Source organism: Streptomyces sp. NPDC057623, from assembly GCF_042800355.1.
In the GTDB taxonomy this organism is placed as follows: domain Bacteria; phylum Actinomycetota; class Actinomycetes; order Streptomycetales; family Streptomycetaceae; genus Streptomyces.
This window is the reverse complement of sequence record NZ_JBHVGZ010000009.1, coordinates 89,523-107,053: the sequence shown is the minus strand read 5'-3', so window position 1 is coordinate 107,053 and position 17,531 is coordinate 89,523. Positions and strand designations below refer to the sequence as shown.

At 72.9% G+C, this 17,531-nt stretch carries 1 protein-coding gene (only partly in view); it reads right to left on the bottom strand.

Every position in this 17,531-nt window falls within one protein-coding gene, locus ACFU95_RS12625, for a hypothetical protein, read on the bottom strand. The gene is 56,481 nt long; 26,506 of those nucleotides lie to the left of the window and 12,444 to its right, leaving coding positions 12,445–29,975 in view — codons 4,149 (complete) to 9,992 (partial); the first complete codon in reading order (the gene reads right to left) occupies positions 17,529–17,531. Both the start codon and the stop codon lie outside the window.

The window sequence follows — 17,531 nt, the reverse complement described above, 5'->3', positions numbered from 1 at the left end:
TGCACCTCGACGCCGAGCACGCCGGGAGCGGCGCGCAGGTCGTCCAGTGCCGGCGCGCCCTGGTTGTCGAAGGCGACCTCGTCCAGCGGAACCTGCTCGACGCGGAAGCCCAGCACGTGCAGAGCTGCCGGATCCGACGCCAGGAGCGCCTCGCGCACGCTCGGGGTGGCGCCCGAGCGGGTGTACCGGGCCGCCTCCTGCCGCCACGACGACGACTGCGCCACCACGTTGCCGAGAGCGAAGAAGTCGTTCTCGAACGCGGCCGCCCTCCCCGGCGCCACCCGGCTCAGCACCGCATGCATCCGCGACCGCAGACCGCCCCGCAGGAACGATGCCTGTTCCCGCAGCGCCTGGACGTCCAGACCCAGCCGTGCGGCCTCCGCCTCGGCCTGCGCCCGGTCCCCGCGGTCCGCGAGCCCGCGCAGCAGCGACCTGAACGTCAACGGCGACTCGCTGCCGAACGCCGCGCCCGCGAACGCCGTCATCAGCTCCCGCACATTGCCGCGCTCCAGCAGTTCCCGCAGCGTGGACAGCCTCGAACCATCCGTGAGGAAGACCCGCTCGATCTCCTCCCGGCTACGGTCCGGATGCGCCTGGGACAGCACGTGGTGGAGACGCTCGACGCTCCGCCGCGCCATCGCCGTGGCGCGCGGGTCGTTCAGCGCGAACGAACCCAGCCGCGTCTCGAACTCCCGCGCCCGCCCGGCGTACGACGCGTCCGAGTACAGCACCCGCAGGGCACGGTCCCCGGCGGGCGTCTCCCTGGCCGCGACGGCGTGCAGCAGGCCCGCCGCGCCGAGAGCCGCCCCTCCGGCGAGGGTCTGCAGCACACCGGCACCGTCGCGGTCCGCCGTGGTGTGACCCTCCGGGGCAGGCCCGTGCACCTCCGTGGTGGGGTCCGCCACCAGCTCGTCCGTCCACGCCGACCGTGTGTCGGCGCCCGAGTCGAGCGCCTCGGACAAGTCCTCGGCCAAGGGTGTCTGCTCGGCTGCTGTGACGTTCGGGTCCGGAAGGTCCTGTACGTCGGCCGTCTCCGCATCGGACCCGAGGTCCCAGGCTTCCGGCCTCGGACCGGCTTCGGATCCGAGGTCCGAGAGCGCAGGGCTGCCCGGCTCCGCGGCAAGGGCTTCGGAGGGCGCCTGGCTGCCAGGCCCTTCCACCGTGCCGGGCTCCGCCACGGGAGTCTGCGCCGGCTCGCCGGAGTCAGGCTCCTCCAGAACCTGCTCGCCCTCGCTGTGCTCCGGGCCCGCCTCGACCAACTGCGGCCCCTCGTCACCGGATTCGGAGCGGGATTCGGAGTCGACGTCGTCCGGCTGGACCACGGGCTGCTCGACCGTCTGCCGCTCGGCCGGGTTCTCCGTCGCCTCAGGCGTCCGCCACGCGGTCACGAGCCGGGCGTAGCCGACAGGTTGACCCGGTGTCTTCAGCCGGGCCACCAGGTCGAGCAGTCGCAGCCGCGAGGCCTGGCTGACCGGGGTGTGCTCCTCGGCGTCGTCCAGGCGGCGCACCAGATCGTCCAGGTGCTCCACCGTGACCGGCCGGCCGGAAGCCGGCTTCAGGACCCGGCGGGCCAGGTCCGCCACGCGGCGCACGGTCGCCAGACCCTCGACGGTCAGGTGCTCGGCGCCACCGTGGACGTCGCTGGCCAGGAGGGCCGTGCGCCAGGTGTGCAGGCCGCCGTCCGCGCCGATGCGCCCGGCCAGCGGTCGGAGGTCGGCGCGCCGGGTGATGGGGCCGGATCCGGACAGGCGTCGCAGGGCGTTCCTCAGCTCCGCGGCCCGGGTCTGTGCGGCGTGCGGATCCTCGACGTCGTCGACCGGGAACTCCGGCAGGTGCTCGCGGGCCTCGACCAGCTCGTACTTGGTGATGCCGTCGTCGAGACCGAACCTCGGGTGTTCCTCGCCCTCCGCCGGCTCGGGAACCTCGACGACCTGGCGAGAGGTGATGGTCATCCGGGCCCCGGGCAGCAGCAGCACCTCGCTCTCGTCCGGGTTGTGCACGAAGGCCGAGATGTCCCGGCCGGAGTTCCCGGTGAGGTCGGTACGGATCAGCACGGGGCGGGTCATGGGCAGGCGGCGCTGCCGGCCGAGGAAGAAGTGCGCCATGTAGTCCGCCCGGGCGAAGCTGGTGAACGCCCGGAAGGTGAGTTCGGAGCCGCCGAGCCCGGCGAGCAACCGGCCCGTCGGCGAGTCGAGGTCGCCCACGAAACGGGTCCCGCGCCATGCCTCGCCGATCGTGGGCGGAATCTGCGCGAGGGCCTCCCGCATCATCGCGGTGTGGATCGCGAGTTCCTTCTCGACGCCGGGCAGCAGCGGCTCCACGGCCGCGTACAACTGCTTCTTGAGCGCCGCCTTCTCCGTGGACGACATGTCCTCGCGCACGCTCTGGAGGAGGCTGCCGACGGTCGGGTCGCCGCTCAGTACGACCGGCAACGGGTGGTCCTTGCCTGCGGAGTCGACATGCGCGTCGATGCCGCTGCGGGCCTGGACGCGCAGCGCCGTCCGGGTGGCACCGGACTCGAAGGTGAGCAGCACGTTCATCAGCGGGTGCACGGGCCCGCTGTAGATCATGAGGGCGGCGAAGTGGGCGGGGGTCAGCCGGTCCAGCACCTGACGCGCCGTCATCCCGTGTCGCAGCAGCCAGGATTCGGCGTGCGACCGCCGTGCCGGGTCCACGTGGAATCCGCGGTCGAGGAGGTGTTCGAAGGCCGCTCGGCGCTTCGCGGCCGTCCTGAGCCTGCCCTGGCCGGGCTCGTGGAAGCCGCCCTGGCCGGCGGGCCTGCCGAGCTTGGACACGTACACGGCCTCGTGGGGGAGCATGCCGTCCTCGGCGGCGTGCTCCCGCAGATCCGCGAGCCGGACGCCCGGGACCGACCGGTACATCCGCGCGGCGTCGTCCAGCCGGTTCCCGGCCAGCGACGGCACCACGTCCGCCGTCTGCAGGCCGGAGAGGATCTCGTACAGCGAGTGGTCCTGGACCGGCAGCATCCATCCCAGCAGGGACAGTGTGAGGCCGTCCGGGTCCCCTCCCGGCGCGTTCAGTAGCTTGAAAGCGTTGCCGATCTTCGCGGCCGTGCCCGAGATGCCCGAGACCAGAGGCATGCCCCGCTTGTCGTGCATGCCGCGGTACAACGAGGAACCGGGAAGCATCGCCCATTGAGCCCGGCCCGACACGACGGGCAGCGGCAGCTCCGGCCCCTCCTCGCCCGGGGCCAGGTCGCCCGCGCGCGGGTTCTCGACCATCGTGGGTTCCGCGACGATCCTGGTGATGCCGGTGACCGTCCGGCCCATGGTGCCCTCGGGAGCGCTGTGGTGCACCTCGATGCCGAGCACGCCGGGAGCGGTGCGCAGCTCGTCCAGCACCGGCGCGCCCTGCCCGTCGAAGACGACGTTCTCCAGCGGAACCCGCTCGGTACGGAAACCCATCAGCCCGAGCGCGAACGGGTTCGCCGCCAGGAAGGCCGCCTCGCGCTCACTCAGCGGAACGCCCAACCGCGCCCACTCACGCGGTGTCCTGGCGATGTCTGGCGCCAGCCGCTCGTTCCACGGACGCAGGGCTCGTGACGCGCCCAGGTACTTGGGCAGCTCGCGCTTCCACGACGCCGACTGCGCGGCCACGTTCGCGATCGCGAAGAAGTCCTTGCTGAACGCCCCTTCCCTGCCCGGCGCGACCCGGCTCAGCAGGCCGTGCATCCGGGACCGCAGCCCGCCCCGCAGGAACGACGCCTGTTCCCGTACCGCCTCGACGTCCAGGCCCAGCCGCTCCGCCTCCGCCCAGTCACGACGGTCGGCGATCCGCAGCAGCAGCGACTTCAACGTGTGCGGCGATTCCTTGAAGAACGCGGCGTTGAAGAACGCCGTCATCAGCTCCCGGACATTGCCCCGCTCCAGCAGGTCCTGAAGAGCGGACGACGGCATGCGCTCACCGAGCTGACCTGCCGAGGTCACGTCGTCGCTGAGGAAGATCGAGGCGATCTCGTCCGGCCCGAGGTCCGGTGCCGCCTTGGTCAGCACCTCGACGAGGCGCCTGGTGCTCTCCCTCGCCGTCTCGAGCGCCCGCGGATGGTTGAACGCGTACGCGCCCAGCCGTCTCTCGAACATCTCTGCCCTGGCGAAGTACGACGGATCCGTGTACAGCGCCCGCACGGCACGGTTCCGGTCGGGTGCGAACGGCTCCAGCGGGTCCGGCTCGTCCCGGGACACCGATGCCCTACCGGTCTCCGACCGCCCGGGACCGAGCGGATCCCGGTCAGGCGCCTGCTCCTGTACGGCGTCCGAGGCCGGCTGGATCTCGCTCGTGCCCGCGTTGTCCGTCGTACCCGTGCTGTTCGCGTTGTCCGCGGCCTGCTCCGGAACCTCCGGCGTGTCGACGTGGTCCTGGCCGGCCACGTCCGTGGTGCCCTGCGCGCCGCTCAGCTCGTCGTCCCCGGAGGCGACGCCGTCGGCCTGCCGCTCCGCCGCGTCGGGTGTCTGCCAGGCCCGCGCGAGCTGGGCGTACGTGACGGGCCGGCCCGGCGTCTTGAGCCGGGCGACCAGGTCGAGCAGCCGCTGCCGCTCCTCCAGTGTGACCGGGTCCTCGGCGGCGGCGCCCCGCAGCCGGCGCACCACGGCGTCCACATGCTCGCCGGTCACCGGCTCGTCCGCGCCGAGCTTCAGGGCCCGGCGGGTCACGTCCGCCGCACGGCGCACGGTCGTCAGTCCCTCGACGGTCAGGTGGGCCAGGCCACCGAACGCCTGAGCGGCCAGACCGGCCAGGCGCCACACCTGCAGTCCGTTCGGCGCGCCGGTCAGCTTGGCCAGTGACCCCAGGCCGCTGTGGGTCGCGATCGCACCGGCGCCGCTCAGCGAAACAAGGGCGTGGCGCAGCTCGGCGGCCTGGTCCGCGGAGACGGCAGGGTTGCCGAGCGCGGCCGGAGAGAGATCCGGCTGCCTCTCGACGACGTTGATCTCCTCGTACGGCAGGCCGTCGTGGCCCCAGACCCGCCGGGAGGCGACCTTCAGCCGGGCCCCGGGGAGGAAGAGCACCTCCTGCTCGTGCGGGGTCGCCGAGAAGGCGGAGATGTCCCGGGCCCAGTTGCCACTCAGCTCGGCTCGGACAAGCACGGGGTGCGTCAGGGGCAGGCGAGTCGGCCTGTTCAGGAAGTCCAGTGCCAGTTCTTCCCGTCGGCTGAAGCTGGCGAACGCGCTGAAGGAGAGCTCCGAGCCGCCGAAACCGGGCGAGACGAACCGGCCGATTCCCGACTTCAGGTCGCCAACGGAACGCGTGCCGCGCCAGGCCTCGCCGGTCGCGGGCGGCAGCTGCGCGAGAGCTTCCAGCATCATCGCGGAGTGGGCTGCCATCTCGTTCTCGATGGCGGGCACCGCTCGGTCGGCAGCGGCGTAGATCCGCGCCTTGAGGCGTGCCCTCTCCCAGGACGTCATGTCCGGGCGATGCGTGTGGAACAGGTCGCTGACTTCCCGGTACGACTCCAGGGTGGGCGGCACGCTCCAGGAGGGCGCGCGGAACGCCTTGTCGAGGATCGCCTTGACCTGGACGCGCAGCGCCATGCGCGTGACGCCCGAGCCGTGCGTGAGCAGCACGTTCATCAGCGGGAACGCCGCGACGGTGTACGCGATGAGGGCGCCGAAGTGCGCCGGGCTCAGCCGCTCCAGTACCTCCGGCGCAGACATGCCGTTGTCCCGGACCCAGCGTTCGGCCTCCGACGGGAGCAGCGAGGCGCGGCTGCCCGGCGGCCGCTCGGCGAGCGCCTGGAACTCCCTGCGGCGCGTCTGCGCCGTTACCAGGTCCTCGCCGGGAGAGTGGAAGCCGCCGTTCACGGGCAGGGCGTTGACCCTGGCCCAGTAGGCCGCCTCGTGCGGCAGCATGCCGTCCTCACCCACCCGCTCGCGCAGCTCCCCGAGCGGCACGCCCGGGACCGACCGGTACATCTGCGCGGCGTCGTCCAGCTGCAGACCGGCCGTCGACGGCCCGGCGTCCGCCTTCTGCAGGCCCGCCAGAACCTCGTACAGCGAGTGCTCCTGCCCCGGCAGCATCCAGCCCACGAGCGCCAGCGCCAGGCCGTCGACGTCCGCACCGGGCGGGTTCAGCAGCCGGAAGGCGTTGCCGAGCCGCGCCGCCGTGCCGGACACGCCCGAGACCAGCGGCATGCCCTGCTTGTCGTGCATCTCGCGGTAGAGCGGGGAACGCGGGTCGACCTCGGTCCTGGGTTCGCCGGTGACCAGGCTCGGCAGCAGTTCCGGGCCCTGCTCGCCGAGGAAGAAGTCCCTCGCCGACGCCGTGGCCCTGGCCGGATCCACCCGGCCCATCAGCTCCCGCACTCGGGAGCGCAGCCCGCCCGGCCGCTCCCGCAGGAACGACGTCTGCTCCCGCAGGGCCCCGGCGTCCAGGCGCAGATCCTCCGCCCGCGTCCAGTCGCCGGAGTCGGCGATGTCCCGCAGCAGCGAACGCAGCGTCAGCGGCGAGTCGGTGGCGAAGGCGGCACGGGTGAAGGCGGTCATCAACTCGTCTACGCCGCCCTGCTCCAGCAGGTCGCGCAGTCCGGTCGTGGCGGCGTCGCCCGTGAAGAGCCGCGCGATCTCCTCCGCAGTGGCGACGTCCCGGTGCGCGTCGAGCAACACCTCGTACAGACGGTCCACGGCCTGCCGTGCCGCGACTTGCGCCCGGGGGTGCTCGGCGGCGAACGAGCCCAGCCGCGCCTCGAACGCCTGCGCCTTCGGGAAGTACCGCGCGTCCTTGTAGAGCACCCGCATCCACCGGTGCCCACCGGCCACCGGAGCGGCCGTCGGCGGCGCCGGGGACGTCACGGTGGTGCCGACCGCAGAGGCGACGGCTTCTGCCGCCGGGGTGGGCTGCTCCGCCACGACCGGCGCGGGGCTCTTCATCGACACGGCAGGGGACGCCTTGAACGACGTCAGCTCCGTGACGGCGTCCGACTCCTCGTCGGACAGCATCTCGTCGTCGGACGCGGTCTCCTCGTCCGCCGGCTCGGCATGCGACGTCTCACCGGCGGTCGAGAGTCCCAAGGGTGAGAAGGCTGTCATCGACGCCATGGGTGACAGCTTGGGGAACGACGTCAGCTCCGAGACGAGATCCCCTTCCTCGTCGGACAACACCTCGTCGTCGGACAACACCTCCTCGTCAGCCGGCAGCTCCTCGTCGGCCGGTCGCACCACCTGCGTGTCAGGGGCCGGTGCGTCCGTGGAGCGCGACATGCCGAGCGTGTCGAAGTGGTGGACGCGGTCGCTGCCCGCGTCGGTCACGGTGAAGCCGGCGTCCAGTCGCTCCTCCGACGAGAGCGCGGGCTGCCCCGGCCAGAGGTCGAAGAGGGCACCAAGAGGGCCGTGCAGCGTGCGCTGCGCGACGATTCCGTCCGTGCCCGGCACGAGATCGGTGCGCAGGCGGAGCCCGGACAGCCCGCCGATCCCGTCGCCCCGCAGCGGGACCTCCAGCGAGCGCACCTCGGCGTTGGCGTCGAGGTGCCACGCCAGCGACGCCCCGTCGGGCCCGTCGGCCGCGGGCATCCGCACCGTCAGGCCGTCGTCGGCACCGGCGGCGGTCTCCACGCCGGGTACGTCCGTCACAGGGGTGCCGTCGGGATCCGCCAGGCGGGCCCCGCCGTCCAGGCCGACCGGTGAGGAGAACCGCAGCAGCCGGTCCGTGCCCGGCAACCGCACCGTACGGAACTGGAACTGCCCGGCCGCCGAGACGTGCAGCGTGCCCGCCGGGAGCCCCGCGAACGTGAAACCGCCCTCCGTGCGCGGCGTGACGAGCACGCCGGGCAGCGGAATGCCCTCACGATCCACCAGGACAGGGCGCAGCGAATCCCTCAACTGGACGCGGGTACCGGCGAGTTCGGCGACCTGGTCGACGCCGGAGAGCCGGACCCCCTCTACGCTCGTGTCCTCGGAGATCTCGGGGACCGCGTCCAGTATCGGGCGGAACCCACCACGCGGCCCGCTCGTGGCGGCCGGTGCGGCGACGACCGGCACGCTCGCCGGCTGCTGCACGGTGAGCCCGGGCTCCACCGCCGTCTCCGGCTGTCCGGCCCGCTCCTCGGTCCCTGTGACGAACGGCCACGCGTCACCGCTGCGCCCGGCGACGACCTCCCGGCCCGTCTCCGGATCGATGTGGACGTCCTTGTAGCCGGAACGGGTCCAGTTCCAGCGCCGCGTACCGGAGAGCCGCTCGACGCCGTCCGCGTCGAAGCGGGTCCAGGTCCAGGTGCCGTCGGCACCTTGCTGGGCACGGACCACACCGCCGTCGGCCGTCGGACGGTAGGTCCGTACGTCCAGGAGGTTCATCCGCGGCAGGCGACTGGTGCGCGTGTCGTGGAACGTCCCCGTCCTGGCGTTCTGGGTGCGCCTGCCGTGCGCGACCCGGTTCCCGGCGGGATCGAACTCGGTCCAGCGCAGCTTGCCGGCGTCGTCCCGGTCGACGTGCAGGACGTGACCACCGGCCAGCGGCTCCTGCTCGAAGAGGACGACATCCGGCTGATCGGGGCTGGTCAGCCGCAGTGCGCCGGTGGGGGACGTACCGACCGTCGCGAAGCCGTGCGGGCCGGCCACCCGGGTACCGGAAGCGCCGACGCGGGACGCAGTGCCGGTCGTGTGGTCGATCCACCAGTGCTCGCCGGTCGCGACGCCGGTTCGCCGGCGAATGGCGACGGTCGTCTCCTGAAGGGCGCCGTGCTCCTGGTAGACCCGGTGCTCCAGCGGCCGGCGGTCCGACGCGTCGCGCCGCACGGCGATCCGCCCGGACCCGAGCGGGACGGCACGCACGGTGTCGTCCCGCCGGCCCGCGGCGTCGAGGAAGTTGGGCTCGGTGATTCCGGGCAGCCCCACCTCGAAGTGCAGGGATCCGGTCCCGTCGGAGAGCTGGACCGTGCGGCCGTTGTGGACACCTTCCGCGGTGAAGTACCACGTCGTCCCGTTCCCGTCGGCGAGGCCGAAGGCGGCGGCCACGCCCTCGGGAATCTCCGTGGTCAGGGTGAAACGGTCGGCGACCTGGGCAGCGTCGGCGAAGTCGACCGTACCGCCGGTGAACGCGACCTTGATTCCCTCCAGTTCGGCGGGAATGTCGTGGGCGACACTGCCGAGGAAGACCTCGTGGTAGGTCTGCTCGGCATGGTTGCCGAAGCCCCAGCGCAGCCCCGTGGGGAGGTGCGTGACCTGGTGGAGGCCCCCGCCGATCGCCTCACGCGCAGTGGGGACGACGGCGTACGCACCGATCGTCACCGTACGTACGGACGGCCCCGGGTCCCCGTCGACGGCCCTCTGGAGCCGCTCCGCCAAGGGCATCTGACGGTACTTGTTCAGGGCGCGCTGAGCCTCCAGCTTCAGCTGCTTGCGGCCCCGGGCCATCGCGTCCACGACGTTCGGCTGGATCAGGTTCCGGGACCAGCCCGTACGCTCCAGCGTCTGGACGATCTCGGGTGCGACCTCCTCGATCCGCCCCACCGGGCGCACGTCGAAGTCGTCCTTCGGGAAGTGCTTCCCGAAGTCCTCTTCGATCAGGTTCATGAGTTCCTGGACGCCTGACAGGTCGGCACCGTCACCTGGCCGGACCCCGTCGACCGCGGTCAGCGCCTCGGCGAGGACCGCCTCGAACACCTCACGCCGGTCCACCGGGTCGAACACCGGCAGGGGGTGGTCCCGCACGACGGGACCGGAGTCGATGACGCCCTCGATGATCTCCAGGTAGCGCCGGGGCACACCCGTGCCCGGGGCCGTGGCGATGCTGGCCATGATGCCGGTGTCGGTGGACTTCGCGGGGGTGTCGCGGAAGACCGACTCCGGGTCGAAGGAGGTGTCGGGCAGACCGGCGAAGTGCGCGAGCTCGTGCAGGCCCAGCAGGTCGTTGCGGAGCTGCCGTGCCCGCAGTTCCGCCGGTTCGAGCGCCGGGTCCTCCGACCGCAGGCGGAAGTTGAGCTGGTCCGACCGCCCGGGGACGTCCGCCATGCTCAGTTCGACGGCCTCACGGTTGTCGGTGACGGGCGTCAGCCGCAGACCGACGTGCAACTGATCGCCCGAGCGCGGCAGTCGCAGGCCGGTGTTGAAGTAGCGGTCCAGCGCGGCCCGCCAGCGGCGCTCGAACTCGGGCAGCCGCTGCGCCGTGAAGCCCTCGCCGAAGCGCACCGGCAGATGCAGCGTCACATCGCGCACCCAGCGGCTGTCCTCGGCCTGGATCCGCCGGACGACCGCGCGGATCCTGGTCTTGTTCCCGGGCAGCCAGCCGCCCGCGAGCGGCGCTCCGCGCAACGGATCGAACCGCTCGGTCTCCAGCCGCGCGCCCGGCGCCTCGGCCTGCCGGTGCCGCCACTGCTCCGGCAGCACCGGATCCGCCACCGGCCGCACCATCTCCTGCGGCGCCCGCGTGGCCCCGCCCGGCACGGCCACCTCGTCGGTGGGCGCCTGCGCGGGCGGGTGCGGCTCGTCCCGGCCGGTCTCCGGCTGTTCGGACGCCGGCTCCTCTTCGACCGGGGCGAGCGTGGAAGTCCCGCTCTGCTCCTCCTGGACGAGCGCGGGCGGATCGGTCCGCTGCAGCCACTCGGCCAGGTCCGCGTCGGACGGGAGCATGAAGTACAGGCCGTCCGGGACGGTGACCCGGAGCTGTCCGTGGCGGCCGGTCAGGACGAGGCTGAGCGTTGCCTTGTAGTAGAGGTACGCCTGCTTCGCCCGCTCCCGGTTGGTCTCGTCGATGTCCTCGGCCTCGCCCGAGGTCTCCTGGCTGTGCTCCCACCCGTAGCTGTACGGGGCGCGGTTGATGAACCGGGGGCCCCGCTCCGGGTCCTGGCCGCTCTCCAGGCCGGCCCCGACGAACCATCCGGAGGACTGCTTGACGGGGTCCTTCTCCGACTCGCGGGCCTGGGTGTAGTGACGGGCCTTGAAGGTGGCGGGGTCGGCCGGGCCGACACGCGTGACGCTCAGCACGTCGATGCCGACGGTGACGTCGCGCCGGCCGACCGGCACCACGTACTGGTGCTTCAACAGCTTCTCGAAGCCGGCCCGCAGCATGTTCTCGCCCGTGTGGTGGGCGTACGACACGCCTGCCGCGATCTGCGGCCCGGGGATGTTCCAGGTGTCCGGGGCGACTGCCTCCAGGTTCTCGCGCTGCACCCGCGAAGGGGCCGCGGCCAGTGCCGCCCACCTGTGCACCGCCGCGTGCGCGGGCAGCGCCCACGGGTGGGCGTCCTGCGCCAGCCGCTCCAGCAAGGGCGCGGGAGTCGCACTGGCGGAGGGCCGCGGCCGGTCCTCGGCCGGCTCCCACACCGGGTCGGTGCCGTAGGCGCGGGCCGGAGCGGGCGGCAGCTCGCCGGGGGTGACCAGATGACGCGGGACCAGGAGGCGGACATCACCGCGTACGGTGCCGGAGTCGGTGTTCTCCGGGTCCGGGAAGCTCTTGACGAACGTCTCGTGGGCCTGCCACCACGCGGAAGCGTCCTGCTGGTGCCCGGTCCAGCCGGCCACCGCCAGCGCGGCGCCGCGTACCGCGCCGAGCGGAGCGCGCAGCACGTCGGGCAGCTCGTGGGCGAGACCCATCCGGACCTGGAACGTCAGCTCATGGGCGAACTCGACGGAGTCCTCCCGGGTCTGCGCCCGGTAGATCTCCGTCTCCTTCTCGGACTTCTCGTGGCCGACCTCGGTCGCCCGGTGGTAGCCGGCCTCGATCTCCGGGCCGACATGGGTCTCCTCGCCGAACAGGGCGCGCCCCACGAAGGCCGCCTGCCATCCGAAGGTCGTCGCCCGGGACTCGCCGGTCGACCGCACCGTCTGGTTGCGCAGCGTCAGCCGCACGTCGGGCCGGTCGAGCTGCTCCAGCGGCCGACCCGCCTCCGCGGTGACCCCCACCCACAGGTAGCGGGTGCCGAAGGCGGAGGGCACCGCGAGCCACCGCGACACGCCGCCGCCCGTCAGGACCGCGTACTGGCTGAGCAGCGCCTCGGACGAGAAGGACCTCTCCAGTTCGCGCGTCAGCAGGTTCGGCCGGTACCCGTCGCCGCGGTCCTTCAGCAGGCCCTGCTCGCCGAGCCACCCCTTCATCAGCTCCAGCACACCGTCGGCGTGCAGCACTTCGGCGTGGCTCACCCCCGGCAGCAGTACGGGATCCACGTGACCCGTCGGCTCGTGCGGCGCCACCACCGCGTCCTGCGGTGGCGTCAGGCCCAGATCCGGGATCCGCCGCTCGGGTACGAGGAACTCCAGCCCGTCCGCGACCCGGACGACCTGTGTCCTGCTGGTCATGCCGCGGCCGGCGCCGGTCAGCCGGTCGAGCACGCCGGGGCTCTTCCACCGGAAGACGGTGAGTTCGAACACCGGGTCCGCGCGGTAGGTGTGGGTGGTGCCGCCGTAGGTGGCACGGGTGATGCCCACCGGGCCCGCGCTCGTGGTCTCCTCGTTGCTGCGACCCCACTCCCAGCCCGCCTTGCCCTGGGTGGTGACCTTGGCGTGCCCGAACCTCGCCTTCTCGTCACCGGCCTCGAACCGCAGCCCGGCACCGGCGGTCAGGCCGGCCGAGCGCTCCTTCGCGCGGCCGCTCTCGTACTGCGCCTGCCCCTGCGAGTACTGCTCGATCTCCACCTCCTCGCCCTTCGCGGCGTGGGCGGTGAGGTGCCGGGGCTCGGTGACCACCATCCGGACGCGCAGCATGTGGTGCCAGCCGCCGTCGGTGGTGGGCAGGTCGACCAGCACGCCGCTCGGTCCGACCAGGTCCGCGAAGCGGGCCGCCAGGTCCGTCGACGAGAAGGTCCGGTGCAGCTCGGCGGGCCAGTTCCCCCAGTCCTCCAGCCAGCTCTCGGGCAGCCCGTCGGCCTCCTGGAACAACCGAGCCGCGGCGCGCGGCAGGTCGCGGGGGGTGAGGAAGGCCGGGAAGACGCCGGCGACGCCGCCGTGACGGAAGTCGGTCGCCGTCTGCGGCAACGCGGCCAGCGGGCTCACCTGGCCGGCCGCGCGAGCGTCATCGACGCTGAGCGGCCGCGCGGGGACGTGCTGGTGCGGCACGACGACCCGGGCCACCACGTCGTCGGTCCGGTCGATCCACCACCGCTGCGGCGAGTGCCCCGAGGAACGCACCGACAGCTCGTAGACCAGGTTGTAGACGTGCTCGTCGACGGAGCCCACCGTCTCCGTACGCCGGTAGGACTTGGCGGCGCCCGCGAACTGGCTGGTGCCGCTGCGCCCGCCGCCGACCGAGAAGCCGAAGTTGCCCAGTTGCAGGCGCAGGATCTTCTTCAGCTGCACGCTCAGCCGGGCACCGAGCCGGAAGCCGACGCCCCAGGAGGTGGCCCGGTTGCCGGTCGCCGAGGCGCTCTCCAGCGCCCGCGCGTTGACGATCATCGGGTAGGCGTCCACATCGGTGCGGCCGCCGACCCGCTCCAGCAGGCGCGCCCCCACCGACACGGTGTACGTCCGGCCGTTCAGGGGGATCCCGTGCGTCACACCCGACAGCAGCCGCGGCAGGTCGCCTTCGAGAGCCGGGCGGCCGAACCACGCGATCAGGTCGTCCTCGGCCGCCGACCAGTCCGGCGTCCGGCCGCCCGACAACTGCCGGTGCAGCGTGGCCAGCACGGTGCGGATCTGGGGCAGTACGAGCTCGGCGCCGGGCAGGGCGATGCCCATGCCGAAGCCCTGACCGAGGCGGGACGCCAGCGCGAGCGGCTCGCGCGGGTGCGGCTGCGGCAGCGGGGTGTCCAGCCGCACCGGCCTCTGGTAGGCGGAGTCCGGCAGTTCCACTCCGTGGTCCGCCGCCAGCGTCAGCAACCGTGCCACGTTCGGCTGTGCGTCGACGGGGCCCTCCAGGGAGGGTGCCGCCTGCCGCAGCGGCGACGCGTCCTCGCCCAGCAGCCGCTTCTCGAAGTCGGCCGCCTCCCGGCCGGGGACGCCGATCTCCGCGTCGACGACCTGCTCCACGGGAGCGATGCGGTGGGTGTCCGACAGCACCTCCACCGTGACCCGCAGCCCCGCCCGGTACCGGGCCTGCTCGCTGGTGGCGTTGAGCACGGTGTGGCTCATCGCCACCTCGGCCAGGCCGTGCCCGGCGTTGCGGCTGCGCTCGTACGACAGCGCGGCGGAGGGCATGAACCGGACCGTGCCGCTGGTTCCGCCCCCGCTGGCCACGCCGAGCGCCAGCCGCGCCTTGTCCATCCGCGAACGGGCGGCGGTGATGCCGACCCCGGAGTCCTCGCGCACGGCGATCTCCGGGGTGTCACCCACGTACTGCAGGTCGTGGATCGTCGCCTTGACGGCAACGCGGCCGCGGAACCGCCCTCGGCCCGCGCGGACGTCCACGCGGTTCGTCAGTACGCCGTTGCCGAGCAGGTGCCTGCTCCGGTTACGGGCCGCCTTCTCGTTGAGCCGGGACAGCACCGTCTCCGCGATCTGCCGCACCGCCTCGGCGGGCAGTCCCGCGGAACGCAGGCGCTGCTGCAGCCCGGCCGCAACCGGCACCAGGTCGATGGCGTTGATCACCTCGCGGGCGTGGTGCGGGCGCGCCACACCGGTGCCCTGTGGGGCGGGTCCGTCCACGGCCTCGGGGCGTGGCCCGCCCGGCCGGGTGAATTCAGTGGGCAGGTCCACCGTCACCTGGACCGGTACGACCAGCTGCTCGTCCCCGGAGAGGTAGGGGCGCGGCTCGCCGTCCACGAAGACACGCAGGTGCGCTCCGCCCGCCAGGAACCGGAGCATGTCCCGCACGAAGACCTTGCGGCCGGCGACCACGCTGCGTTCGAGTTCCGTGGCCTGCTGGCGGCTCCACTGGCCGCCGACGAGCGGGATCACCGGCAGCAGGGAGCCGGCGCCCTGGGCGAGTGACAGGGCCGTGAGCGGGACGATGTCGGCGCCGTGCGGACGGTCGGTCGCGGTCTTGGTGGTGGACGACAGCCCGGCGAAGGACACCTTGTACTCGCGCACCGCCGCGTCCGCCCGGGGGTCCGCCGGCGCCGGCGCCAGCGCCTTCAGTACCGGCCGCACCCACACCACGTGGTCGCCGGCCGTCACCATCAGGCCCCGCTGCAGCGCCCGGTCCCAGACGGCGGCGGGCGTGCCGGCGTGCTTGTCCTCGCCGTGGACCACCTTCGCCGACGACGACTCGGGTGCGCCGGCCAGCAGCCCGCGGACCGCGTCGTAGATGCCCTCGATCAGCTCGGTGGCGTCCCCCGGCCGCGTCACCTCGAACGCGACTCGCTCCGCCCACCGCCGTGCCACGTCCTCTTCGAACGTCTTGGCGTCGTGGACGGTCACCTCGCCCAGAGCGCCTCGCTCCACGTACCACGGCACCTCGGCGGTCGGCGCTTGCTCCGCCACCTGCTGCGGGCCGGCCTGTCGCTCCACCGACGAGGACGCGACCGCCTGCGCGGGTACGTGGGCGTGGGTGTGCTCGGTGGTGGGCGCCTGCTCGGATACGCGGATCTCCTCAGCGGCGGACGCCTGTTCCGGCGTACCGGCCTCCTCCGGAGAGCTCTCCTCCTGCGCGGCCCTAACCTTCTCCGCGGCAGCGGAAACCTGCTCCGGGCCGCGTACCTCCTCGGCCGTACGCGTCTGCTCAGGGACCGTCACGTCCCCGGCCGGCGGTGCCGCCTCCCGCTGGGGTGAGGCCGCGAAAAGGCCTGCCAGGGTCCGCGTCGGGTGGCTGATCGTGATGACCGCGCGGCGCAGGGCGGCCGGGCCGTCGGCGGGGCTCGTGCCGAGCGGGTACTCGCGGCCGCGTGACGTGACGCCCCCGGCGAAGTCGGCGGCGTGCAGCTCGGGAGGCGCCTGCGCCCCCCGCAGATGCACGCTCAGCCTCTCGGTGAAGGCCTTGGCCACCGCCTCCGCCCGCTCCTCGCCACGCCGGATGGCCCGGCCGTAGTGGGGCCGCCCGAGCACGGTGCCGTTGCCGTGACCGCTGATCGACACGACAGGCAGTGGCCGTTGCTGCTCGAAGGCCGCCACACCCTCCTGGGCCGTGCTCGCGGCGAGCGCGTCGATGGCCCGCAGGGCGTCCGAGGACAGCCGGCTCGATCCTCCGCCGAAGAGGATGTTCCGGGTGACCGGCTCCGGAGCCCGCGTCTGCTGTGCCACGTGGTCGAAGTAGTACTCCACCTCGGTGCGCGGATCGGTCACCCGGAATCCGCCGGGCAACCGGGTGGCCGCATCGCCCCGCAGCACGTCGGCGTGCGACTGCCGACCGGCGCCCTGCGGTACGAGCCGGACCTCGCGCAGGGCGCCGTCCGGCGCGAAGTGGAGCCGCACGCGCTGACCGCTGAGCGGGTTGCCCCGGTACACGGCCAGCGGGCGCTCCATCGATTCCAGCACCTGGTCGGTGTCGTAGTGCCACGTCACCGGGCCCTCCGCCAGGCCCTCGACGTGCACCGCGAACCCGCCGTCCTCGGTCGGCTCGACCCGCACGTCGGTGCCGGCCTCGTTCCCGCCGGACACCACGGACAGCAGCCGTCCCGACTCGGCGTCGACGCGGAGGACGTGGCCGGTGCCGGGCAGCGCGATGTCCTCGTGCTCGGCGATGCGTTCCAGTCGCGTCGGGCGCAGCCTCGACCGTTCATTGGTCCCGGAACTCGTCCCCGCGATCTGGGACGGCGTGGTCTGCGTCACCGCGCGTGGCGGCCTCGACGCGGTCAGGGTGTCGATGGCACCGCCGCGCATCCGCGGCCGCGACGTATCGACGCCCCGCTCCTCGGCCAGGGCCTTTGCCACCGTGACGGCCCGGGCGTCGGGGTCCGGCGCGCCGGCGTTCTGCTGCAGTTCCTGGGCCACACGCATCGTCGCCCAGTACTGCTCCGAATCCCGCTCCAGCAGCGAACGGCCGCCCTCGGCCACCGTCAGGTCGAACGGGTTGTGCTCCTCCGTGATCCGCACGGCCTCACGCCACAGCTCCCCGGCCGTACGCTCGTCCAGCTTGCCGAACGCGACGTCGAACCGTTGGAGCTCCGCCGACGGCGGCGCCAGCTCCCGGGCGTCGATCTCCTCGTAGTCGCCTTCCTCGTCGCTGTCCAGCCGTCGCTCCTCGATCTTCAGCCGGGCCCCGGGAAGCAGCAGCACCTCCTCCTCTTCCGGGTGCGTCGAGAACGCCGTGATGTCCCGTCCCCAGTGCCCGGTCAGCTCCACGCGGACCAGCACGGGGTATTCCCTGAGCGGGAGGTTGTCCCGCATGAATCCCTTGGCCATGGTCTCGTCGCGGCTGAAGCTGGCGAACGCCGGGAAGGTGAACTCGGAGCGGCCGGAGGCGGCCGGGTCGCCGTGGCCGGTCCCGGCGAAGAGCTCCTGCGCGGAGCGCTTGCCACGCCAGACCTCGCCTTCCGCGGGCGGCAACTGCTCCAACGCGTCGAGCAGCATCGCGGAGTGCGCCGTCAGCTCCCGCTCGATGGCGGGCAGCAGCCGCTCGGTGATGGCGTAGAGCTCCTGCGTGTTCCGCTCGTTCTCCTCCGGCGTCACGTGCCAGTGCTCAACGGCGAAGAGCTGCTTGGCGACCGGGTCGGCGGTCAGCACGTTGCTGATGTTCACGAGCGACTGGCCGAAACGCTCGTCGATGATCCGCCTGGCCCG